Below are 22,117 nucleotides of genomic sequence, written 5' to 3'. Positions count from 1 at the left end.
GTTCCTGACAGGTGTTGCGAACTTGTAATCCGCGCAACACCGACGGCGGCTCTCGGCGCCAGCTATAGTTAATGACCTTGGGGGAAATGTGGTTAAACCGATTTAGCAGGTGTTGCCATGAAAAAGACCGACCTGACGCTTCTCTTCGCCTTCTGCCTGAGCGTGTCCGCTGCAGCCCACGCCGACGACTTTCCAAACACCACGGACTACAGCAGTGAATTCAACTATTACGGCGCCGACCAACCCTTCGCCCACCCCTCACCACCGTCCATGAACATCATCCCGCCGGGCTCATACATCCCGACCGCGCCCGGGGATTTCATTCCGGTTTCAAGCGAGCATGTGTTTACCGACTCGCGCCTGCCAACCGTGGCTGATGCGACGGTCCGGGTGTTTATCCGCTCCTACGATCCTGAGCGTGGCGTCTACGTGAACCAGGAAGTCGAGAATCCCGGTTGCTTGATGTCCTGCCTGAGACAGGGCCCGGTGTTGCAATGATTACCACTGGCGTTTGTCCGGGCGGGCGAGGCCGAGCTTTTCGATCCGGTAGCGCAACATGTCACGGCTAAGACCCAGCAGGCGTGCCGACTTGGTGACGTTCCAGTCAGTCTTGTCGAGCATCTTGCGCACCATGTCGCGCTCCACTTCCGGCAGGTTCATGGATTCGCCGCCGTTGTAGGACGGACGCTGTTCGCTGAAATGTTGCGGCTCGTGGTGAAACATCGGTGGCTCATCCACCAGGCTCAGGCAGACGTTCAATTGATGGGCAGCGATGGTGTCGCTTTGCGCCAGCAACACGGTTTGCTCCAGCATGTTGCGCAATTCGCGTACGTTGCCTGGCCAGCTGTAGCTGAGCAGCAACTCTTCGGCCTGGTTGCTGAAATACAGGTTCGGCTTGCCGTAGCGTTTGCCATGCAGCCCCAGGAAGTGCCGGGCCAGCAGCAGGATATCGGCGCCACGGGCGTACAGGCGCGGCACCTTGATTGAAATGATGCGCAGGCGGAAAAACAGATCGCGGCGGAACTTGCCTTGCTGGACCATCTGTTCGAGATTGCAGTTGGTGGCGCTGATCACCCGCAGATCGACCTTGCGCTCCTTCACCGAACCGACCCGGCGAATGGTCCGGTCTTCCAACAGCTTGAGAAGCTTGGCTTGCAACAGCAGGTCCATTTCACCGATTTCATCGAGGAACAGCGTGCCGCCATCAGCCGCTTCCACCAGCCCCATGCGACGGTCCTTGGCGTCGGTGAAGGCGCCCTTCTCGTGGCCGAACAGCTCTGATTCCACCAGGTTGGACGGGATCGAAGCGCAGTTGAATTCTATGAACGGGCCTTTGCTGCGCGGGCCGTCGAAGTGCAGTGCCCGGGCCACCAGTTCCTTGCCGGTACCGGTCTCGCCTTCCACCAGGACCGGCGGCAGATCGCTGTTGGCCATCCGCCGTTCGGCGTCGAGCAACTGGCTGATGGTGCCCTTGAGATACACCATCGGTGCCGACTCGCCAATCAGTGCCTGCACCCCCGACTTCTGGGCCTCACGCTCCTGATAAAAGGACAGCGTGCGCTCCATGCGGTCGGTCGCCAGGGCCTTGTCCAGCAGCAGCTTGAGTTCCGGCAGGGCCACCGGTTTGGTGACGTAGTGAAAGGCGCCCTCCTTCATTGCCACCACGGCGTCTTCGACGTTGCCATAACCGGTCATCATGATCACTTTCAGATCCGGCGCGCTGATGCGCAGCTTCTGGATCAGGTCGTGACCACTCATGCCCGGCAACGAGTTGTCGGTCAGTACCACGTCAGGTGCGAAAGAACCCAACTGCTCCAGTGCATCTTCAGCCGAGTGGCAGACGGTCACCTCGAAGTCCTTGCGCTCCAGGTAAGTCTGAATATTCTCGGCGAGGATCTCGTCATCCTCGACCAGCAGAATGCTGTGCTCCATATACCCCTCCCGTTGCCACTTTGAAATTGAGACAAACGCGGGTTCCTTCCTGCTCCCGGCTGGTCAGTTCGACCGAGCCGTCAAAACGCTCCATTATTCTTTTGACCAGGGCCAGGCCCACGCCCAATCCACCTTGTTTGGTGGTGAAAAACGGCTTGAAGACCATTTGTTGTTGTTGTTTGGACATCCCCTTGCCGGTGTCGGTCAGGATCATGCTCAAGTAGCCGGGCACCGTGGAGTCGATCTCGATCGTCAGCATGCCCTCCTTGGGCATGGCTTCCAGTGCGTTAGCAAACAGGCTATTGAGTATTTGCGTCAGTAGCACCTGGTGGCTGACGACCGGTGGCACGCTGGCGGGCGCGAAACGCACTTCGACGTTCGAGCGCTTGATCAGGGACTCAAAGGCACTCAGGGTGTCTTCGATGGCGAGCACCAGGTCGACCGTTTCAAAGTCGTCATTCATCGGCCGCAACGACACCAGCAACTCCCGGACCCAACGCGACATGCGGTCGACCTGATTGATGATGTCGCCAATGTTTTTCTGGGCCGGCTGGCTGGCGATGTGCTGGGCCAGTTCGGCGCTGGAGCGGATGTTGGCCAGTGGATTGCGCAAGCTGTGGGCGACCGCCGAGGACATTTCCCCCAGGGCGACAAAGGTTTCGTTGGCGATCAGCTGTTTTTGCTGGCTTTGCAACAGTATCGCCGCACGCCGCACGATCCAGAACAACCCCAGGTAGATCGCCGCCCCGCCAATCAGGGTTGCCAGCCAGATCGCCTTGAAGCCACGCTGGATGCGTCCCACCAGGTCCACCGGTTCCTTGTAGATCTCCACCATGGCAATCACTTTGCTTTTGTCGGCGTTGAACATCGGGATGTAGTTCTCGACGAACAGGTATTCCGGTTCGTGCAGCAGGCGCTGCTCGGGACGCTCTTCATCGATCTCGTGGTAGCTGGTGGACACCGGCGATTTCATTTCGAAGGATTCATCCAGTTCATCGTCGTCCTCGATGCGCACGCCGATCAACTCGGGGTTGGTCGACCAGACCACCGTGCGATCCTGGGCATACACCGTCGCCAGCAGGATGTCCGGCAGATGCTCCACATGATCGAGAAACTCGGCACGTGCGGCGGCCCGGGATTCGGGACGGACGTCGGCATAGGCATGGTCCAGTCGCGGGTCGAGCATTTCGCCCATGGTTCTGTCCGGCGAAATTCCGGCATGACGGATTTCGGCCTCGCCAATGGCCTGGATGAACTGCGCGGTCAGCATCGAATCGCGCTCGATGCTTTCATCGACCACGAAGCGCGTGGAGATGTAGCCCAGCCCCAGCGCCACCACGGCAATGATGAAAAAACTGGCCAGGGAGAACCAGCGCAGCAAGTTGAATTGAGGCAGCCAGCCCTTGCGCGAAGCTGCCGGGGCCTGCGGCGCAGGTACTTTTTGTTGTTCCAGTATCTGCATGGGGTCTGTCCTGAGTCCTTGAAAACCAGCCTTTCCAGCCCTGTATCAAGTCAGTGTAGGTAACATTGATAGCAATTGACTGGCCCACATAACTATTTTGACGCTATTGCACCGGGGGCATCTCCGGTTGTTCGACGGCGTGATGATGTTCCGGCTCTTCGTTACCGCTGACCAAGGGCGCCACCGGTGGATGCTGACGGTCGGTTTCTTCCTGCAGGAAGTCGATGATGGACTGGGCGGACTTCTGGTCCAGCCGCAGGTTGGGCATCGAAATCCGGTTGTAGCGTTCGAACAGCTCCGTCGCAATCGGGTCCTTTTCCGCCAGCATGCGATCCGGTTCGCGGATCCAGCGGTTGAGCCAGGCCGGATCGCGCTTACGGGTCACGCCGATCAGGTCCGGGCCGATGCTGTGCACACCGATACCCTGCCCGTCCAGTGGGCCGAGGCTGTGGCAAGACGCACAGCGGGTGCGGAACAGCTCTTCGCCATTGCTTGGCGGCCGGATTTCCGGCGCATCGACGTAGCTTTCTTCGACACTGGGCTGCTTCCAGTTCTGCAGGGTGTTGGCCAGTTGGTCGGCCAGGATCCACGGATTTTCGAACGGCGAGGCTTTCATCCAGCGGCCCGTTTCCTGGTTGCCGACGATCAGGCTCAGGTTGTGGTCCTTGTTGCGGCCGTTATCGATGCCTTCGATGAACAGGCCCAGTTTCTGCCGCAGCTCGGTGACGTCGGCGAATTCCCCGGTGAGGAATTTCCACCCGGGCCCGACCTGGAAGCGTTGCGCATAGGCCTTGAGCACCTCGGGGGTGTCGCTCAAGGGGTCGATGCTGATGGAGTAGAAGAAGATGTCCTTGCCAACCCTGTCTCCCAGCAGTTTCTGCACCTGACGCAGACGCGCGGTTTCCAGGGGACAGGAGTCGCTGCAGGTGGTGAAGATGAAATTGATCACCACCACCTTGCCTTTGATCATGTCATCGAAAAAACGCAGTTGCCGACCGTCCTGGTCGGTCAGCAGGGTGTTGGGGAAATAGTCGCGACCCCACGGGGTGGCGTCTTCAACGACAGCGGATTCGGGAGCGACTGCCGGAGCCGGTGTGGGCGTCGACAATGGCTGGCTGGCGACCAGCAACTGGCTGGCCAGCAAACCGGTCACCAGCATCAGCACCAGGTGCATGCCCAAAGCGCGTGAGCGCGGTGAATGCGTCTGCATGTTCATGTCGACACCCTCCCTGTTCAAGTTCAGGACCGAAGCCGTTGCGATTGAGGAAGGTTGGCAGTGCGGCGCAACGGGCCATTGGCCGTCGGTGGAAACGGCAAGGGCGCCGTTGGCGTGGTGGGGTAGTCAAAACGGGCCTGCACTGCAGGCGGCAGAGCGTTTTCCACCCGCGCGGTGTTGCGTGAGCCTTTGACCCCGTCAGGCAAATCGAAGGCTTCTTCGCTGCACTGCGCTTTGTTTTCCATCGCCAGCCGCCTCGATGTCGTGAAGGGGGTGATGGTGGTCTTGCAAGGATCTCGCCAGTTCTGTAACTGTTTTATGCAAAATCATTAACACTCGATAAAACAATGATTTATCGACATCAATGCACTACGTCCGTGGAAATGACTGGGGGTTTGACCCGTTAACGGGGACAGTTCGTCCCCATTATCAGGGGGCCAGATTAAACGACAGGCGAACAGTGGTGCCCTCGCCTTCACGGCTATCGAGGGTCACTACCCCGCCAAAACGCTCCATGATCCGCTTGACCAGCACCAGCCCGACGCCCAGCCCGCCCTGCTTGGTGGTGAAGAACGGCCGGAAGGCCATGGTGCGCTGTTCTTCGCTCATGCCTTTGCCGGTATCGCTGACCGTCACGCTGACACGCTCGGCTTCGCGGGGCTCGATCCGGATGGTCAGCGTTCCGCCGCTGTCCATGGCTTCCACCGCGTTGGACAGCAGGCTGTTGAGGATCTGGGTCAGTTGCACGTGCTGGCTCAGGACCATGGGCGTCTGGTCCGGCTCGAACACCACGTTGACCCTGGCCTTGCCGATCTGCTGCTCGTAAGCCAGCAGGCTGTCGTGCAGTGCAGCCACCAGGTTCACCGGTTCCGCCTCGTCATTGAGCGGTCGCAGGGACTGGAGCAACTCCCGTACCCAATTCGACATGCGATCGACCTGACCGATGATGTCACTGATGTTCCGGTGTGCCGGGCCGTCGTCGAACTCCATCGCCAGCTCGGCGCTTGAACGGATGTTCGCCAACGGATTGCGCAGACTGTGGGCGACCGCCGAGGACATCTCCCCCAGCGCGACGAAGGTTTCGTTGGTGATCAACTGCTTCTGCTGAGTCGCCAGCAGGATCGCCGCACGCCGCACGATCCAGTACAGGCCCAGGTAAATCAGCGCGCCGCCCAGGGCGGTCGCCAGCCAGATCAGCACCAGGCCGCGTTCCATGCGGTTGATCAGGTCCTGCGGTTCCTTGTAGATCTCGACCATCGCCGTGACGGTGGTGCCATCGGCGTCGAACAGGGGAATGTAGTTCTCGAGGAAGATGAATTTCGGTGGCACCACGAACTTCTGCTCCATGCGCGATTTGTCCACCTCGTGATAACTGGTCGACACGGAAGTCTTCGAGTTGAATGCCCGTTCGAGGTCTTCATCGTCATGAATCGTGGTGCCCATCAAGGACGGGTTGGTCGACCAGATCACCATGCGGTCGGGGGCATAGATATTGGCCAGGATCACGTCCGGCAGATTTTCGATATGGTCGAGGAATTCATCACGGGCACTGGCCCGGGCCAGCGGGTCGACGTCGGGAAAGTCCTTGTCTGTTCGTGGGTCGAGCAACTGGCCCATGGTCCGCACGTTGGGAATCGACACATGGCGCACTTCGGCCACGGCGATCGCCTGAACGAACTGTGAGGTCAACAGCGCATCGCGCTGCACGCTTTCGGTAATCACGAACCGCGTGGACACCGCCCCCAGCGCCACCGCTACCGTGCCGATCACCGCCATGCTGATCAGCGAAAACCAGCGCAGCAGATCGAACGGCTGCTTGCGCGTTCTCAAGCGGACTTCGCTTTCGGTCGCAAGCACTTTAGCGATTGTGGTCATGGACACGTTCCCGGTAACCCCCCTTAGGTTTATAGCCCACTCAAGGCGGTTTGCCCGGACCCGGGGACTGCGATTCCCCTCTCCCATACGCCCCATTACCCCAATGTTGGGGACAACCGCCCGCTTGAACACTTCCCGGTCTGTCGGCCGCGACTGCGTCAACGCCTTTACTCCGGGCCTCTCCCGGGCGTTTTCGCTGATTGGTATGGAAGTTGCCACCCTCCCTGCCAACTGACCCATCCCCAAGGGGCAGGTACTTCGATAGAGGGAATACTCATGCACCCTTTACTGTGCAAAACCGCGACCGCGCTGGTCGTGACCGCTCTAGCCCAAGGCATCGCCCAGGCAGCGCTGTTTGCCGTAGACCCGGGACCCTACCTGCCAGCCAATGGCAACTTCGCCGCCTGGTATCAGGATGCCCACGGCCGGACCCTTGACCTGTGTCTGTCAAAAGCTGTCAGTTCCAGGGTTGCCAGCGCGCCTGGCGCCCCGACTTACATGTGCTCGTTGATCCCTAACCCCGGGATTTTCGATGACACCAAACCGTTGGTCTTCCCGACCAACTTCCCCGACGAAGCGTTCTGGGCGACAGGCGAAACGACCATCGTCGACGCGGCCCGAGGCATCGACCTGACCTATGTCTCGGCGCTCGAAGCGGCCTTCAGCGGTGGTGATCCGCTGGAGGGCGATCAGATCAGCTTCGCCCGTATCCGTATCCGCGTCGACGTGCCCGTTGCCGGCACCTATGTCATCACCCACCCCTACGGCGTCGACGTATTCAATATCGACACCCCCGGCCGGCGGGCGATCAACATGACCCGGGACATCGGCATCGGCGCGCCCAAAACCTATGACGGCGCGCTCAAGGGCGACGTCGGACCCTTCCTGCGCAGCGTCAACGGCCCCTACACCGAGACCAACCCGACCACGGGCCAGGCGGAAAAATTCGTCGGCGATCCGAACCTCAACGAAGCCGTCACCGGTAGCCCGTTCAACACCAACTACGTGCGCATCGAAGGCCCCAACGGCCTGGACTTGCGCACCACCCTCTTTGCGGTTTCCGGCAAGTTGTCGACGGTCGTCCGGCCGACCCCGGTGATCGCCGAACGCAGCACCTACTCGCGACATGCCGGCGCCAGCGCACCGGTGGCCCAGCAGGATGTGTTCGTGATGGCCCCGCCGCCACCGGCCAGCGTGACCCTGACCAGCAACAACCCGGTCCTGAACCTCTCCGAAGCGAACACCACCGGCCACTGGTATGCGCAGTCGCCGACCAATCCGGCCCTGCCGAGCACCTTGCAGGTGACCGCCGACAACCACCTGGCCATCGCCAGCAGCACGCCGACCGTCTTGCCCATGCCGCTGACCGACCTGGTGACCATCTCACGTGCCGAGTACAGCCTGAGCACCGGGCAAATCAGCATCACCGCCTCGACCAGCGACGAAACGTCGCCACCGGTGCTCACCGCTACCACCGGCACCGGTCTTGCCATCGGCGCCCTGAGTGGCGACGGCGCCGTGAAAAGCCTGGCCACCGGCATCACGCCGGTTCCGCCAGCCCAGGTTCGCGTGACGTCAGCCAATGGCGGCAGCGATACCGAAGAAGTGGTCATCGTGCAATGAACGCTCACATGCCCAGATCCTCATCAGGAGGCATCATGAACAAATGGCCACGCCTGGCGGTCAACGCCCTGGGACTGACTCTATCGCTGTCCGGCAGTGCTTTCGCGCAACTCGCCGCCGTCGATCCCGGCCCCTACACCTTTGCCACCGGGAAATTCCCGATCTGGTATCAGGACAACAATCAGCTGTCGATGGAGCTGTGCCAGTCCCGTGCCGTCAGCACACGGGTCGCTGCCAGTGTGCCACCGGCCTACATGTGCACCCTGCTGCCGACACCCGGCATTTTCGATGACACCCAGCCGATGGTGTTCCCGGATAACTGGCCGGACGAAGCCTTCTGGTACCTGGCCGAGACCAGCATCCCCAACAACGCCGCCGGCTATGGCATGGACGCTTATGTCGCAGGGATCGAGGCTGCCTTTGCTGGCGGCAATCCGGTCGATGGCGACCAGATCAGCTTCGCGCGGATTCGCATGCGGATAAATATTCCCACTGCCGGGACCTACACCATTACCCACCCCTATGGTGTGGAAACGGTCAACGTCACCACCCCTGGCCGTCGTGCGATCAACATCACCCGGGACGTCGGCATCGGTGCGCCAGGGGTATTCACCGGTGCGGTCAACGGTGCGCTCGGGCCGTTCCTGCGCAGCGTCAACGGCCCCTACACCGCAGTGAATCCGGACACCGGCGCCATCGAAACCTTCATCGGCGACCCGAACCTCACCGAGGCCGTGACCGGCAGCCCCAACAACACCAACTTCGTACGCATCCAGGGCCCGGCCGGGACCATCCAGACCAACCTCTTCACCGTGGCCGGCAAGGTGCTCGACAGCCGCGCGCAAACCGCGGTGGACATGAGCCGTGCCACCTACCGGCGCACCGCCGGCACGGGTGGCAACAACACCCGGGTCGAAGTGTTTGCCAAAGCCGCCAACGGTTCGAGCCTGTGCTTTCGCGAAAGCATCGCCCTGGTGCCCGGCCCACCACCGACGCCTTGCCAGACCAACATGGTGAGCGATAACAACGGCACGTTCTTCGCCCAGCATCTGCTGGCCAACGGCACCGTGCCGCCGGTCGTGGTGGTGACCGCCACCAACCCGGCCGGCACCACCCGCCCGACCGCGGTGTCGAGCAAACTCTCGGACGTGGTGAAAATCCAGACCGCCAGTTATAGCTGGAGCAACCACAGCCTACTGATCGAGGCCACCTCCACAGACGAAGTGGTGGTACCGGACATGGTCGCCCAGGGTTACGGACGGCTGTCGAAAACCGGCACCCTGCAACGCCTGACGGTGGCCGACCTGGCCCAACCACCGGCAACCGTCACGGTGAAATCCGCCGCCGGCGGCAGTGACACCGAGCCAGTCGTTGTCGTCGGCACTGCACCGGACACCGGCGCTAACCAGGCACCGATCTCCGTCGCCGATACCGGCAGCACCAGCTTCGGCGTGCCGATCACCCTCAACCTGCTGGCCAACGACAGGGACCCTGATGGCAACACACCGCTGAGCATTACCGCGCTGACCCCACCAGCCGCCGGCCAGGGCACCGTGGCATTGAGCGGCACCACGGCGGTGGTCTACACCCCTCCCGCCGTGGTCAACGCGCCGCTGACCGCGACCTTCACCTACAAGGCCCAGGACGTCAAAGGCCTGGCCTCGACGACGGCGGCAACCGTGACCATTACCGTGGCGCCTAACCGGCCTCCGGTGGCAGTCGCCGATGCCGTCACGACCCTGGGTGTGGCGATCCCGATCAACGTGCTGGCCAACGACACCGATCCGGAAGGCAACCTGCCACTGGCCGTCGCCAGCTTCACGCCACCACCGACAGGTCGCGGCACCGTCAGCAGTAACGGCACGGTGCTCACCTACACGCCACCGGCCTCCGTCCCCACGGCCTTCACCACGACCTTCACCTACTTCGCCAGGGACAGCTTCGGCGCCGTGTCGACGACGCCGGCCACGGTCACGGTGCAAGTCTCGCCACGGCCTGCTGCGGAAACCTTCGCAGTGACCACCGCAACGGTGAGCGCCCGCTCCAATAACCGCTTCACCTGGGACTTTGCCGGCACCTCATCGGTGACCACCGGCAACACCATCACCATCAAGGTCACGACCCCTGCCGGGCTGGTCACCCTGGGCACCACCTCCGTACCGCTGAATGGACGCTGGAGGTTGACGGTGAACAACACCACCACGGTGGTTCCGTCGGCGAACCCGACCGCCACGATCACCTCGTCCCAAGGCTCCGTGCGTTCGGTGCCGGTGATCGCCAACTGAGCCCGCGCCCCATCAACCGCGCGGGTTGATGGGGCCGGCTTCAACCCTAAGGACAGGCCCATGAAAACTTCGACTGCCGCCCTGCTCTGCCTGCTTCTGCTCTGCGGCAGTGCAGGCGTGCACGCCGACGACTTGATGGAAAACGAGGACCTCGGCCCCGGTGGCGATCTTGGTGAATTGCCACCACCGGCAGGTCAGCACGCGTTGATCGACCAGAACGGCCAGGCCAACGTCGCGATGCTGCAACAGAACGGTCAGTCGTTGCTCGGCAGCATCGTCCAGTCGGGCAGCAATCAGGAGGCCTACATCCTGCAACAAGGAAGCGACTTGATGGCAATGATCAATCAACAAGGGTCCGGTAACGATGCCTCGATTACCCAGACAGGCAGCCACAACCGCGCCCGGATCTCGCAAAACGGCAATGACAACAGCGCCAGCATCGACCAGGCCGGCACGGGGCTGCAAAGCGCCGTGAACCAGTCCGGGAACGGCATGAGCGTTTCGGTCAAACAATATCGCTAAAGCACTGCACCCGATATGGAGATTCAATCATGTTCAAATTGACGCCCCTCACCGCCGCGATCCTCGTCATGGCCAGTGCCCAGGCCATGGCTGAAGACAGCATTTCCAACCAGTTTCAGGACGGCACCGCCAACATCGCCGACGTGAAGCAGATCGCGGCTCCGCTCAGTAGCGCCAATCAACAGCAACAGGGTCTGGGCAACGATGCCGCGGCGGTGCAGGACACCGCCACCAGCACCATCGACCAGCAACAGTCCGGCCAGTACAACGCCGGTTATGCCGAGCAACTGTACGAAAACGGCAGCACCATCCATCAGCTGCAGTCCGGCACGTACAACAACACCCATGCCAGCCAGTCAATCGGCGTGGGTAGCAGCGAAGCCTTGCAGCAACAGGAAGGTAACGGCAGCTTTTCGCTCATCTACCAAAGCAGCCAGGACGGCGCGTCCGCCAAGACCTTCCAGTTCGGTGACAACAACGAAGCCAACGTCGAACAGACGGAGGTGGGCGTCGACAATAAAGCGACGGTCACCCAGCACGGCAACGAGAACTACGGCACCGCCGAACAGGTGTTGCACAACGGCGCCCGGATGGACATCAACCAGAACGGCGACGGCAACTATGCCTATGGCGACCAGCGCAACGGCCAGGGCGGCAACCTGACCATCAACCAGTACGGCAACGGCAACGGCACCGAAGTCTGGCAAGAGACTCAGGTCGCCAGCCAGGCCACCATCAACCAATACGGGAACACCAACGAAACCATCGTCGACCAGAGCTTTGGCGATAACAACGTGGCTTCGGTGTTGCAGGTCGGCAACCTCAACGCCCTCTATGCCGACCAGTACGAATCCGCCAACTCGACCCTGGCGCTCTATCAACAAGGCAACAGCAACGTGCATTACACCTACCAAAACGGCACAGACCAGGTGCTCAATGTCAACACCACAGGCGACGGCAACAAGGTTTACGCCAGCAACTGGAAAGGCCCGCAGACCGGCGGCCAGTTCGGCACCGGCCAGCGTGCGACCATCAACCAGAATGGCTACGACAACGTCGCCAACTTCACCCAGAACGGCACCGGCCATATCGTCACCACTAACCAGACCGGTACCGGCAACAAAACCACCATCAGCCAGGACAATTTGTATAACGAGCTGTACTTCGACCAGAACGGCACTGACAACATCCTGATCTCCGACCAGCGCGGCGAGACCAACCTGGCCATGGGCAGCACAATGGGCTCGGGCAACAGCACTGAGTTCAATCAGGACGGCAGCAGCAACCGCGCGTACACCCAGCAATTGTCCGGCAGCAGCGACAACATGATCACCGTCAAACAGGCCGACACCATGAACGTGGCGTACGTGACCCAGGGCGGCACCGGCAACATCGCCAACATCGACCAGAGCGGCATGACCCAGACAGCCACCGTGCAACAGTATGGGTCGACCAACCAGGCAACCGTGATGCAGCAGTAATCGGGGGGCTGCGGGGCGGGTTACTTGGAAAAACGGAACACCGCCCGGCTTGTAGGAGCGAGCTTGCTCGCGATGGAGGTCAACGATGATGCGGGGAGCCTGACACCCCGCGGTGCTCTCAGGTTTTTCGCGAGCAAGCTCGCTCCTACAGGGTGGGAGAGTGTTTCCCTGTAGGAGCTGCCGAAGGCTGCTCCTACAGAGGGAGTGCGGGGCGTGCAGCGCACGACGCAGTGTGTTGAATGGACAGCCTTAACGCACCAGTCGCTCGGCCAGCGCCTTGGCCTGGCTCGCCACATCGGTGACGGCCGTGCTTTCCCACCACAGGCCGCGCAACGGCGGGCCCATGGCAAACAGACGGCTGGCGGGCAGCCCCTGCGCGTTGAGCACCGCGCCATCGACTTCTGCCGCAATACCCAGGGCCAACGGCCCCGGCCGCACCAGGCCACGGGCGAGCAATTGCCGGGGCAACGGTCGCGCGACCCGGCGCCAGTCGTATTCGATACCGCTGGAGTTGATCAGGGCAGCACCGCTGACCACACAGGCCTGCGCCTCGCCGCGTCGTCGAAGGCGGATGCTCACCCCGCCATTGATCGAAGGCTCAAGGCCCTGGTAGGACGCTGTGTGAATACGCAACCGTCCTTCTTTATACAAGCGCTCGACCAGTTCGGCACTCAAGGGTGGCGAGCGGTGGTGATGGCTTTCCCACCAGGGCCGCACATGCCGCACGAACTGCCGACGCTGCACATCCGTCGCCTGATGCCACAAGCGACCAATGTGTGCCCGTACCGTGTCCAGTGGCGCCTGCCAGTCGATGCCCTGGGCGATGGCGTCCCGGCAGTGTCGACGCAATTCGCGCAGCAACTGGCGAGGTGTGCGGATGTCCTGATCCTCGGCGAGAAAATCCACCCAGGCCGGAGGCTGGCGCCGCACATGGGGCAGCAGCCCATGGCGGGAAAACACTTCGATCGGCCCGCGATGTCCGGCCTGTTCGAGGGACACCACGGCGTCGACCATGGTCAGGCCCGAGCCGATGATCATGACCGTCGATTGCGCATCGAGCTGCTGCATGGCCGCCACGTCCCACGGATCGAGGGCGGCCGCATTCAAGCCGCTGGATTGGGTTTGTGGCGTGCGCGCGGCGGGGAACATCCCGGTGGCCAGTACCGCAAAAGCGCCCTGCAGGCATCGACCGTCGCTCAAGGTCATACGCACGGCGTCTGCATCGGTTTGCAAATCGACCACTTCGGCCTGCACATGCTCGACCGTCGAACCGACCAAGGCACCCACCGCCTGCGCTTCTGCAAGGCGCTGCCGAGCGTACAGGCCGAAGATTCCCCGAGGCGGAAACAATTCGCTGATCGGCACATGCTGCTGGTCCGACTCCGGCCAGCCGCCGCCGGCAATGTAGTCGGTGAGCCATTGGGTCAGGTCGTCGGGGTTGTCCGGGTCGACACTCATGCGCGCCGCGTTGCCGTTGAGCGTATGGCCCAACTCCACCGCGCTGTAGGCTTCGCCCCGCCCCAACTCGGCACGGGGTTCGATCACCAGCACCCGACGCCGACCGGGCAATCGCATCAACTGCGCCGCCAGCATCGCGCCACTGAGACCGCCACCGACAATCAGGACATCGGCGTCATTGTTCAAGGTCTGGCCCATCCTGCTCTCCCTGTTCAGATCACCACATTTCGCACAAACCGCGCCGCTACCGTCCCGTCATTGCGATAACAGTGCGGCTGGTTGCTGGCGAACATGAAGAATTCACCCGCCGCAATATTCTGTGGCCGGTCGCCGAGCATAACGGTCAGGCAACCTTCGAAGACATAAATCTGCTCGCTCCAGCCATCGGCGTCCGGTTCCGAGGGGTACACCTCGCCCGGTTGCAGGCACCACTCCCACTGCTCGACTTCGCGACTGGCCTGGGCCTTGGAGAGCAACACGGCCTTGCTGCCGGGAATCGTGCCGGTCCAGGCCAGCTCATTGATACGGCTGGGATCGCGGGCGTCGGGGGCCTGGATCAAATCGCTGAAGGCGACGTCGAGGGCTTCGGCCACGCGGTCGAGGGTGGTCAGGCTGACATTCTTTTCCCCCGCCTCGATCGCCACCAGCATTCGGCGGCTGACACCGGACTTTTCGGCCAACGCGGTCTGGCTCAGGTCGGCGGCATGACGCAAACGACGAACATTTTGGCTGACGTGCTGGAGGACCGAAGCCCGTTGGGTAGAATCTTTGTGCACTATATTGCTCACTGAGTGGGGTTGGGCAGTATACTGCGCAACATTCGGCGCATTGTGCGTCCCCCTCCAGTAGCGTGCAAGGTCATGACGTCGGTGAATTCTCCAAAGGCTTCCTCCCGTTTCACAAGGTTCAGCAAGGCCGAATGCGTGCTGGTGCTGATCACGATGGTCTGGGGCGGAACCTTCCTGCTGGTCCAGCATGCGATGACCGTCAGCGGCCCGATGTTTTTCGTCGGCCTGCGCTTTGCCGCCGCCGCGAGCATCGTCGCCCTGTTTTCCTGGCGTCACCTGCGCGACCTGACCCTGTTCGAACTCAAGGCCGGGTCGTTCATCGGCGTGGCGATCATGCTCGGCTACGGCTTGCAGACGGTCGGGTTGCAGAGCATTCCCAGCAGCCAGTCGGCATTCATTACCGCCTTGTATGTTCCGTTCGTGCCATTGCTGCAATGGCTGGTGCTGGGGCGGCGTCCGGGGTTGATGCCGAGCATCGGCATCATGCTGGCCTTTACCGGGTTGATGCTGTTGTCCGGGCCGGCCGGTGCGTCGTTCAACTTCAGCCCCGGTGAAATCGCCACCTTGATCAGCGCCGTGGCCATTGCGGCCGAGATCATCCTGATCAGCACCTATGCCGGCCAGGTCGATGTGCGCCGGGTGACGGTGGTGCAACTGGCGGTCACTTCGGCGCTGTCGTTCCTGATGGTGGTGCCGACCAACGAGGCGATTCCGGACTTCTCCTGGCTGCTGCTGTGCAGCGCACTGGGCCTTGGGGCGGCGAGTGCGGCGATCCAGGTGGCGATGAACTGGGCACAGAAAAGCGTGTCACCGACCCGCGCCACGCTGATCTATGCCGGCGAGCCGGTATGGGCCGGGATTGTCGGGCGCATCGCCGGGGAACGCTTGCCGGCGATTGCCCTGGTCGGGGCCGGGTTGATTGTGGCGGCGGTGATTGTCAGCGAGTTGAAGACCAAGGGTAAGGCGGCGTCTGAGCGGGAACTGGAGCAGGAAACACAGCGATAAACCGCAGGTTCCGCAGCGCCATATAAATCGCCTTCGCGGGCAAGCCCGCTCCCACAGGTTCAGAGGCGTTCACATAACTTGTGTACGACGCGGACACTGTGGGAGCGGGCTTGCTCGCGAAGGCGTCGGCACAGGCGAAACCCTTCTACCGGAAACAATGTGAATCAGGGCTTTTCCGTCTACCGTGTAGGATTCTGCGACAGCTTGGCGTTTGGCGATCCGGGAGCTGGCACGTATGATGCTTCACAAACTTCCGCAGATTAGAAGCCTATGTCCCTGATAGTTCTACTGCTTCTGCCTTTCATAGGCAGCTGTTTGGCGGCCGTGTTGCCGCACAATGCCCGTAACGCCGAATCCCTGCTGGCTGGCCTGATCGCCCTGATCGGCAGCGTTCAGGTCGCCTTCCTGTACCCGCAGATCGCCGATGGCGGCGTCATTCGCGAAGAGTTTTCCTGGCTGCCCAGCCTGGGCCTGAACTTCGTTCTGCGCATGGACGGTTTCGCCTGGCTGTTCTCCCTGCTGGTGCTGGGCATCGGCACCCTGGTGTCGCTGTACGCCCGCTACTACATGTCGCCGAACGATCCGGTGCCGCGCTTCTTCGCGTTTTTCCTGGCCTTCATGGGCGCCATGCTGGGGCTGGTGATCTCCGGCAACCTGATCCAGATCGTATTTTTCTGGGAGCTGACCAGCCTCTTCTCGTTCCTGCTGATCGGCTACTGGCACCATCGCGCCGATGCCCGGCGCGGTGCCTACATGGCGCTGATGGTGACCGGTGCGGGCGGTTTGTGCCTGCTGGCGGGGGTCATGCTGCTCGGCCATGTGGTCGGCAGCTATGACCTGGACAAGGTCCTGGCCGCCGGCGACCTGATTCGTGCCCATGCCCTCTACCCCATCCTGTTGCCCCTGATCCTGATCGGCGCCCTGAGCAAAAGTGCGCAATTCCCCTTCCACTTCTGGCTACCCCACGCCATGGCCGCGCCGACGCCCGTGTCGGCGTACCTGCACTCGGCGACCATGGTCAAGGCCGGGGTGTTTCTGCTCGCGCGGCTATGGCCGTCGCTTTCGGGCAGTGAAGAATGGTTCTACATCGTCAGCGGCGCCGGTGCCTGCACCCTGTTGCTCGGGGCGTATTGCGCGATGTTCCAGAACGACCTCAAGGGATTGCTGGCCTACTCGACCATCAGCCACCTCGGCCTGATCACCCTGCTGCTCGGCCTGAACAGCCCGCTGGCCGCCGTCGCCGCGGTGTTCCACATCCTCAACCACGCGACGTTCAAGGCCTCGTTGTTCATGGCCGCCGGCATCATCGACCACGAAAGCGGTACCCGCGATATCCGCAAACTCAGCGGCCTGTACAAGCTGATGCCATTCACCGCCACCCTGGCCATGGTCGCCAGCGCCTCGATGGCCGGCGTGCCGTTGCTCAACGGTTTCCTCTCCAAGGAGATGTTCTTCGCCGAAACCGTGTTCATCAATGCCACGCGCTGGGTCGAGTTGAGCTTGCCGATCGTGGCAACGATCGCCGGTACCTTCAGCGTGGCTTACTCCCTGCGTTTCACCGTGGATGTGTTCTTCGGTCCGCCCGCGACCGACTTGCCTCACACCCCCCACGAGCCACCGCGCTGGATGCGCGCGCCGGTCGAGTTGCTGGTGTTCACTTGCCTGCTGGTGGGGATCTTCCCGGCGCAGGTGGTCGGCCCGCTGCTCGCGGCGGCGGCGCAACCGGTGGTCGGCGGCTCCCTGCCCGAATACAGCCTGGCGATCTGGCACGGCCTGAACGCGCCGATGATCATGAGCCTGATCGCCTTGTCCTGCGGCACCGTGCTCTATCTGCTGCTGCGCAATCAATTCAAGCGCGGACGCTTCAACCGTCCGCCCGTCTTGGGTCGTCTGGACGGCAAGCACCTGTTCGAATGGGCACTGGTCGCCAGCCTGCGCCTGGCCCGTCGCCTGGAGCCGCGGATTGGCACCCGGCGCCTGCAGATGCAGTTGTTCCTGGTGGTGCTCGCCGCCGCGCTGGCCGGCTTGATTCCCATGCTGCACAGCAGCCTGCACTGGGGCGACCGGCCGAAGATCCCCGGCTCGATCGTCTTCGTCACCCTGTGGTTGCTGGCCATCGCCTGTGCCCTTGGCGCGGCGTACCAGGCCAAGTATCACCGTCTGGCGGCCCTGACCATGGTCAGCGTCTGCGGTCTGATGACCTGCGTCACCTTCGTCTGGTTCTCGGCGCCGGACCTGGCCCTGACCCAACTGGCGGTCGAAGTGGTGACCACGGTGCTGATCCTGCTGGGCCTGCGCTGGCTGCCACGACGGATCGAAGAAGTCTCGCCGTTGCCGGGCAGCCTGCGCCGCGCGCGGGTGCGGCGGATCCGCGACTTGCTGCTGTCGACCGTGGTCGGTGTCGGCATGGCCTTGCTGGCCTACGCCATGCTGACGCGCCAGACCCCCAACGACATTTCCTCCTTCTACCTGAGTCGCGCCTTGCCCGAAGGCGGTGGCAGCAACGTGGTCAACGTGATGCTGGTGGACTTCCGCGGTTTCGACACCCTCGGTGAAATCACCGTACTGGTGGCCGTGGCCCTGACCGTCTACGCCCTGCTGCGCCGCTTCCGCCCGCCGAAAGAAAGCCTGCAGCTTCCGGCCCAGCAACGCTTGCTCGCACCGGATGTGGTCACCGACCTGGTCAACCCGCGTCACGCCAGCGACACCGCGCTCGGCTTCATGATGGTGCCGGCGGTGCTGGTGCGCCTGCTGTTGCCGGTGGCGCTGGTGGTGTCGTTCTACCTGTTCATGCGCGGGCACAATCAACCGGGCGGCGGCTTTGTCGCCGGGCTGGTGATGTCGGTGGCGTTCATTCTGCAATACATGGTCGCCGGCACGCAGTGGGTCGAGGCGCAAATGAGCCTGCGGCCGCTGCGCTGGATGGGCACGGGCCTGATGATTGCCACGGCCACCGGCCTGGGTGCGATGCTGGTCGGCTACCCGTTCCTGACCACCCATACCTGGCATTTTTCGTTGCCGCTGCTGGGTGACATCCACCTGGCCAGCGCGCTGTTCTTCGACATCGGCGTGTACGGCGTGGTGGTCGGCTCGACCCTGTTGATCCTCACCGCCCTCGCCCACCAATCGGTGCGCGGTCACAAAACCGCTGCCCAGCCTAAATGCGTTGCCGCCAAGGGAGCCGTCTGATGGAAGAAGTCATCGCAATCGCCATCGGCGTCCTGGCCGCGTCCGGCGTTTGGCTGATCCTGCGCCCACGGACGTTCCAGGTGGTCATGGGCCTGTGCCTGCTGTCCTACGGCGTCAACTTGTTCATTTTCAGCATGGGCAGCCTGTTCATCGGCAAGGAACCGATCATCAAGGACGGCGTGCCGCAGGATCTGTTGCACTACACCGACCCGTTGCCGCAAGCGCTGGTACTGACGGCGATCGTCATCAGCTTCGCCATGACCGCGCTGTTCCTGGTGGTGCTGCTGGCGTCCCGGGGCCTGACCGGCACCGACCATGTGGATGGCCGGGAGCCCAGGGAATGATGGCGATGACCCACCTGATCGTCGCGCCCATCCTGCTGCCGTTGCTGACGGCCGCGATCATGCTGATGCTCGGCGAGAAGCACCGGCCGCTCAAGGCCAGGATCAATCTGTTCTCCAGCTTGCTCGGGCTGGGCATTGCCGTGGCGTTGTTGCAATGGACGCAAACCACCGGCGTGCCCGGCTCCATCGGCGTGTACCTGCCGAGCAACTGGCAAGTGCCGTTCGGCCTGGTGCTGGTGGTCGATCGCCTCTCGGCGCTGATGCTGGTGCTGACCGGCATCATCGGCGTCAGTGCCCTGTTGTTCGCCATGGCCCGCTGGGACAGCGCCGGTTCCAGTTTCCACGCGCTGTTCCAGATCCAGTTGATGGGGCTCTACGGCGCATTCCTCACCGCGGACCTGTTCAACCTGTTCGTGTTCTTCGAGGTGTTGCTGGCCGCGTCCTACGGCTTGATGCTCCACGGCTCGGGCCGGGCGCGGGTGTCGTCGGGGCTGCATTACATTTCGATCAACCTGCTGGCCTCGTCGCTGTTCCTGATTGGCGCGGCGCTGATCTATGGGGTGACCGGCACGCTGAACATGGCCGATCTGGCGGTAAAGATCCCGCTGGTGTCCGAAGCTGACCGGGGCTTGCTGCACGCCGGCGCGGGGATCCTGGCCGTCGCGTTTCTGGCCAAGGCCGGCATGTGGCCGTTGAACTTCTGGCTGGTGCCGGCCTATTCCTCGGCCAGCGCGCCGGTGGCGGCGATGTTCGCGATCATGACAAAGGTCGGCGTCTACACCTTGCTGCGCCTGTGGACGCTGCTGTTCTCCGCCCAGGCCGGGGCATCGGCGTTCTTTGGCGGGGAGTGGCTGATCTACGGCGGCATGGCGACCATCGTCTGCGCCGCCCTGGCGATCCTCGCCGCGCAACGCCTGGAGCGCATGGCCAGCCTGAGCATTCTGGTGTCGGCGGGCATCCTGTTGTCGACCATCGGTTTCGCCCAGCCGAACCTGGTGGGCGCTGCGCTGTTCTATCTGTTCAGCTCGACCCTGGCGCTAAGCGCGCTGTTCCTGCTGGCCGAACTGATCGAGCGTTCGCGCTCGGCCAACGAAATACAGCTCGAAGACGAAGCCGAACTGCTGCCCCGCCCCCTGGAATCCCTGCATCCCCCCAAAGGCACCAACCTCGACGACGACCAGAAAGCCGTGGTCGGCCAGGTGATCCCGTGGACCATGGCGTTTCTCGGCCTGAGCTTCATCGCCTGCGCCTTGCTGATCATCGGCATGCCGCCGCTCTCCGGATTTATCGGCAAACTCGGGTTGATCGGCGCCCTGCTCAATCCGCTGGGCCTGGGCAACAGCGGCGACACACCGATTTCCAATGCCGCATGGGGCCTGCTGGTGCTGTTGATTGTGTCGGGGCTGGCGTCGCTGGTCGCCTTCTCGCGCCTGGGCATCCAGCGCTTCTGGACGCCGGCGGAACGACCATCGCCCCTGCTGCGACGCCTGGAATGCGTGCCGATCTTCGCCCTGCTGGGCTTGAGCATTGCGCTGACCTTCAAGGCCGATCCGCTGCTGCGCTACACCCAGGCCGCCGCCGATGCCTTGTACAACCCGCAGCAATACGTGATGGCGGTGCTCGACACCCGCGTCGTACCGAACCCCTCGGCCAAGGCGATCCCGCAGGAGGTGCAACCATGAAGCGCCTGTTTCCCGCACCCTTGCTGTCGCTGGCCTTGTGCCTGCTGTGGCTGTTGCTGAACTTGTCGACCAGCCCCGGCAATCTGCTGCTGGGGGCGGCGCTGGGGTTCTGCGCGCCGCTGATGATGCGCAGGTTGCGTCCGCTGCCGGTGCGCATCCGTCGTCCGGGGGTGATCCTGCGCCTGGTCCTGCTGGTCGGGCGTGACGTGCTGGTGTCCAACCTCGCCGTGGCCTGGGGCGTGCTCAATGCCGGTCGCCGCCCGCCCCGCTCGCAATTCATCAAGGTGCCGCTGGACTTGCGCGACGCCAATGGCCTGGCCGCACTGTCGATGATCACCACGGTGGTGCCCGGTACAGTCTGGTCGGAGCTGGCGCTGGACCGCAGCATTCTGCTGTTGCACGTCTTCGACCTGGACGACGAGGCGCTGTTCATCCAGCACTTCAAGACGACCTACGAGCGTCCGTTGATGGAGATCTTCGAATGAGCCCCTTGCTGGCGAACGCGATCCTGCTGAGCCTGTTCCTGTTTTCCCTGGCAATGATCCTGACCCTGATCCGCCTGTTCAAAGGGCCGTCGGCCCAGGATCGGGTCCTGGCGCTGGACTACCTGTACATCGTCGCGATGCTGATGATGCTGGCGCTGGGTATTCGCTATGCCAGTGACACCTACTTCGAGGCGGCGCTGCTGATCGCCCTGTTCGGTTTCGTCGGCTCGTTCGCCCTGGCGAAATTCCTGCTGCGTGGTGAGGTGATCGAATGAATGCGCCCTTGTCGTTGTGGGTGGAAATCCCGGTGGCGATCCTGCTGGTGCTCGGCAGCCTGTTTGCCTTGATCGGCGCCACGGGCCTGCTGCGCATGAAGGACTACTTCCAGCGCATGCACCCACCGGCCCTGGCCTCGACGCTCGGGGCCTGGTGCGTGGCGCTGGCTTCGATCATCTACTTTTCGGCGCTCAAGTCCGCGCCGGTCCTGCACGCCTGGCTGATTCCGATCCTGCTGGCGATCACCGTGCCGGTGACCACCTTGCTGCTGGCCCGGGCGGCGCTGTTTCGCAAACGCATGGCCGGGGATGATGTGCCGGCTGAGGTGAGTAGTCGGCGTACGGAGAGCGGTAGTTAGACCAAGGATTTGCATCGACTGGACCGGCCTCATCGCGAGCAAGCTCGCTCCCACAGTGGATTTGTGGCGCACACAAAACCTGTGGGAGCGAGCTTGCTCGCGATGAGGCCAGTACTGTCACTACAGAAACGTCGCT

Annotated in this window: 19 protein-coding genes; 12 read left to right on the top strand and 7 right to left on the bottom strand. The window is 62.6% G+C overall.

What is annotated here, in order from left to right; genetic code table 11:
* Positions 1-117: 117 nt before the first annotated feature.
* The gene (locus AC07YV_RS22850) at positions 118-498 is read left to right on the top strand and encodes a hypothetical protein (protein WP_102701424.1); all 381 of its coding nucleotides are present in this window, start codon (positions 118-120) and stop codon (positions 496-498) included.
* On the opposite strand, the gene AC07YV_RS22845 is transcribed toward AC07YV_RS22850, so the two are convergent.
* From AC07YV_RS22845 to AC07YV_RS22825, 5 genes are all read right to left on the bottom strand, one after another.
* A complete protein-coding gene (locus AC07YV_RS22845; protein WP_102701425.1) occupies positions 499-1,932 on the bottom strand; it encodes a sigma-54-dependent transcriptional regulator in 1,434 nt (477 codons plus the stop codon). It lies immediately after the preceding gene.
* Positions 1,901-3,394, bottom strand: coding sequence for a sensor histidine kinase (locus AC07YV_RS22840; protein WP_102701426.1), 1,494 nt, complete (start codon positions 3,392-3,394; stop codon positions 1,901-1,903). Before AC07YV_RS22840 ends, AC07YV_RS22845 begins: the two co-directional genes overlap by 32 nt.
* 103 nt (positions 3,395-3,497) lie before the next feature.
* The gene (locus AC07YV_RS22835) at positions 3,498-4,610 is read right to left on the bottom strand and encodes an SCO family protein (RefSeq protein WP_173900841.1); all 1,113 of its coding nucleotides are present in this window, start codon (positions 4,608-4,610) and stop codon (positions 3,498-3,500) included.
* Between the two features lie 23 nt (positions 4,611-4,633).
* Positions 4,634-4,855 (bottom strand): hypothetical protein, encoded by a 222-nt coding sequence (locus AC07YV_RS22830; protein ID WP_102701427.1) that lies wholly within the window; start codon positions 4,853-4,855, stop codon positions 4,634-4,636.
* A 184-nt stretch (positions 4,856-5,039) separates the two neighbouring features.
* Complete coding sequence (locus AC07YV_RS22825; RefSeq protein WP_102701428.1) at positions 5,040-6,485, bottom strand: sensor histidine kinase; 1,446 nt, start codon at positions 6,483-6,485, stop codon at positions 5,040-5,042.
* A 276-nt stretch (positions 6,486-6,761) separates the two neighbouring features.
* On the opposite strand from AC07YV_RS22825, the gene AC07YV_RS22820 reads away from it, so the two are divergent.
* The 4 genes from AC07YV_RS22820 to AC07YV_RS22805 are packed head-to-tail and all read left to right on the top strand — an operon-like array spanning position 6,762 to position 12,396.
* A complete protein-coding gene (locus tag AC07YV_RS22820; protein WP_102701429.1) occupies positions 6,762-8,108 on the top strand; it encodes a hypothetical protein in 1,347 nt (448 codons plus the stop codon).
* 35 nt (positions 8,109-8,143) lie between these two features.
* Positions 8,144-10,393 carry an Ig-like domain-containing protein gene (locus AC07YV_RS22815; protein ID WP_102701430.1) on the top strand — a complete coding sequence of 750 codons (2,250 nt, stop codon included), beginning with the start codon at positions 8,144-8,146 and terminating at the stop codon, positions 10,391-10,393.
* A 60-nt stretch (positions 10,394-10,453) separates the two neighbouring features.
* Positions 10,454-10,915: a curlin gene (locus tag AC07YV_RS22810; RefSeq protein WP_102701431.1), complete on the top strand. Its 462-nt coding sequence runs from the start codon at positions 10,454-10,456 to the stop codon at positions 10,913-10,915.
* Between the two features lie 29 nt (positions 10,916-10,944).
* Positions 10,945-12,396 carry a curlin gene (locus AC07YV_RS22805; RefSeq protein WP_102701432.1) on the top strand — a complete coding sequence of 484 codons (1,452 nt, stop codon included), beginning with the start codon at positions 10,945-10,947 and terminating at the stop codon, positions 12,394-12,396.
* Positions 12,397-12,645: 249 nt separating this feature from the next.
* Here the strand turns inward: AC07YV_RS22805 and AC07YV_RS22800 are convergent, their stop codons facing one another.
* Together AC07YV_RS22800 and AC07YV_RS22795 are read right to left on the bottom strand one after the other, a co-directional pair.
* A complete protein-coding gene (locus AC07YV_RS22800; RefSeq protein ID WP_102701433.1) occupies positions 12,646-14,052 on the bottom strand; it encodes an FAD/NAD(P)-binding protein in 1,407 nt (468 codons plus the stop codon).
* 14 nt (positions 14,053-14,066) lie between these two features.
* Positions 14,067-14,630 carry a helix-turn-helix domain-containing protein gene (locus AC07YV_RS22795; RefSeq protein ID WP_102701434.1) on the bottom strand — a complete coding sequence of 188 codons (564 nt, stop codon included), beginning with the start codon at positions 14,628-14,630 and terminating at the stop codon, positions 14,067-14,069.
* Between the two features lie 15 nt (positions 14,631-14,645).
* Here AC07YV_RS22795 and AC07YV_RS22790 point away from each other — a divergent pair, with 15 nt between their 5' ends.
* The 7 genes from AC07YV_RS22790 (at position 14,646) to AC07YV_RS22760 (ending at position 21,981) form a co-directional block, all read left to right on the top strand.
* Entirely contained in the window at positions 14,646-15,647 is a 1,002-nt protein-coding gene (locus tag AC07YV_RS22790) for a DMT family transporter (protein WP_102701435.1), read from the top strand.
* A 270-nt stretch (positions 15,648-15,917) separates the two neighbouring features.
* Positions 15,918-18,836, top strand: coding sequence for a monovalent cation/H+ antiporter subunit A (locus tag AC07YV_RS22785; protein ID WP_102701436.1), 2,919 nt, complete (start codon positions 15,918-15,920; stop codon positions 18,834-18,836).
* Positions 18,836-19,180, top strand: a complete 345-nt coding sequence (locus tag AC07YV_RS22780) for a Na+/H+ antiporter subunit C (RefSeq protein ID WP_007973781.1) — start codon at positions 18,836-18,838, stop codon at positions 19,178-19,180. The genes AC07YV_RS22785 and AC07YV_RS22780 overlap by 1 nt, the downstream gene beginning before the upstream one ends.
* Complete coding sequence (locus AC07YV_RS22775; protein ID WP_102701437.1) at positions 19,177-20,862, top strand: monovalent cation/H+ antiporter subunit D; 1,686 nt, start codon at positions 19,177-19,179, stop codon at positions 20,860-20,862. Before AC07YV_RS22780 ends, AC07YV_RS22775 begins: the two co-directional genes overlap by 4 nt.
* Positions 20,859-21,347 (top strand): Na+/H+ antiporter subunit E, encoded by a 489-nt coding sequence (locus tag AC07YV_RS22770; RefSeq protein WP_102701438.1) that lies wholly within the window; start codon positions 20,859-20,861, stop codon positions 21,345-21,347. The genes AC07YV_RS22775 and AC07YV_RS22770 overlap by 4 nt, the downstream gene beginning before the upstream one ends.
* On the top strand, positions 21,344-21,622 hold the full coding sequence (locus tag AC07YV_RS22765; protein ID WP_102701439.1) for a K+/H+ antiporter subunit F: 279 nt from the start codon (positions 21,344-21,346) through the stop codon (positions 21,620-21,622). The genes AC07YV_RS22770 and AC07YV_RS22765 overlap by 4 nt, the downstream gene beginning before the upstream one ends.
* Positions 21,619-21,981: a Na+/H+ antiporter subunit G gene (locus tag AC07YV_RS22760; RefSeq protein ID WP_102701440.1), complete on the top strand. Its 363-nt coding sequence runs from the start codon at positions 21,619-21,621 to the stop codon at positions 21,979-21,981. The genes AC07YV_RS22765 and AC07YV_RS22760 overlap by 4 nt, the downstream gene beginning before the upstream one ends.
* Positions 21,982-22,117: the final 136 nt, after the last annotated feature.

It is taken from the genome of Pseudomonas sp. GW456-E7 (genome assembly GCF_059424105.1).
This window is presented reverse-complemented; position numbering and strand designations above follow the sequence as displayed.

What these genes read in the sequence shown, in the direction of transcription:
- AC07YV_RS22850 (WP_102701424.1), top strand. Translation starts at nt 118, where the DNA reads ATGAAAAAGACCGACCTGACGCTTCTCTTCGCCTTCTGCCTGAGCGTG.
- AC07YV_RS22845 (WP_102701425.1), bottom strand. Translation starts at nt 1,932, where the DNA reads ATGGAGCACAGCATTCTGCTGGTCGAGGATGACGAGATCCTCGCCGAG.
- AC07YV_RS22840 (WP_102701426.1), bottom strand. Translation starts at nt 3,394, where the DNA reads ATGCAGATACTGGAACAACAAAAAGTACCTGCGCCGCAGGCCCCGGCA.
- AC07YV_RS22835 (WP_173900841.1), bottom strand. Translation starts at nt 4,610, where the DNA reads ATGAACATGCAGACGCATTCACCGCGCTCACGCGCTTTGGGCATGCAC.
- AC07YV_RS22830 (WP_102701427.1), bottom strand. Translation starts at nt 4,855, where the DNA reads ATGGAAAACAAAGCGCAGTGCAGCGAAGAAGCCTTCGATTTGCCTGAC.
- AC07YV_RS22825 (WP_102701428.1), bottom strand. Translation starts at nt 6,485, where the DNA reads ATGACCACAATCGCTAAAGTGCTTGCGACCGAAAGCGAAGTCCGCTTG.
- AC07YV_RS22820 (WP_102701429.1), top strand. Translation starts at nt 6,762, where the DNA reads ATGCACCCTTTACTGTGCAAAACCGCGACCGCGCTGGTCGTGACCGCT.
- AC07YV_RS22815 (WP_102701430.1), top strand. Translation starts at nt 8,144, where the DNA reads ATGAACAAATGGCCACGCCTGGCGGTCAACGCCCTGGGACTGACTCTA.
- AC07YV_RS22810 (WP_102701431.1), top strand. Translation starts at nt 10,454, where the DNA reads ATGAAAACTTCGACTGCCGCCCTGCTCTGCCTGCTTCTGCTCTGCGGC.
- AC07YV_RS22805 (WP_102701432.1), top strand. Translation starts at nt 10,945, where the DNA reads ATGTTCAAATTGACGCCCCTCACCGCCGCGATCCTCGTCATGGCCAGT.
- AC07YV_RS22800 (WP_102701433.1), bottom strand. Translation starts at nt 14,052, where the DNA reads ATGGGCCAGACCTTGAACAATGACGCCGATGTCCTGATTGTCGGTGGC.
- AC07YV_RS22785 (WP_102701436.1), top strand. Translation starts at nt 15,918, where the DNA reads ATGTCCCTGATAGTTCTACTGCTTCTGCCTTTCATAGGCAGCTGTTTG.
- AC07YV_RS22780 (WP_007973781.1), top strand. Translation starts at nt 18,836, where the DNA reads ATGGAAGAAGTCATCGCAATCGCCATCGGCGTCCTGGCCGCGTCCGGC.
- AC07YV_RS22775 (WP_102701437.1), top strand. Translation starts at nt 19,177, where the DNA reads ATGATGGCGATGACCCACCTGATCGTCGCGCCCATCCTGCTGCCGTTG.
- AC07YV_RS22770 (WP_102701438.1), top strand. Translation starts at nt 20,859, where the DNA reads ATGAAGCGCCTGTTTCCCGCACCCTTGCTGTCGCTGGCCTTGTGCCTG.
- AC07YV_RS22765 (WP_102701439.1), top strand. Translation starts at nt 21,344, where the DNA reads ATGAGCCCCTTGCTGGCGAACGCGATCCTGCTGAGCCTGTTCCTGTTT.
- AC07YV_RS22760 (WP_102701440.1), top strand. Translation starts at nt 21,619, where the DNA reads ATGAATGCGCCCTTGTCGTTGTGGGTGGAAATCCCGGTGGCGATCCTG.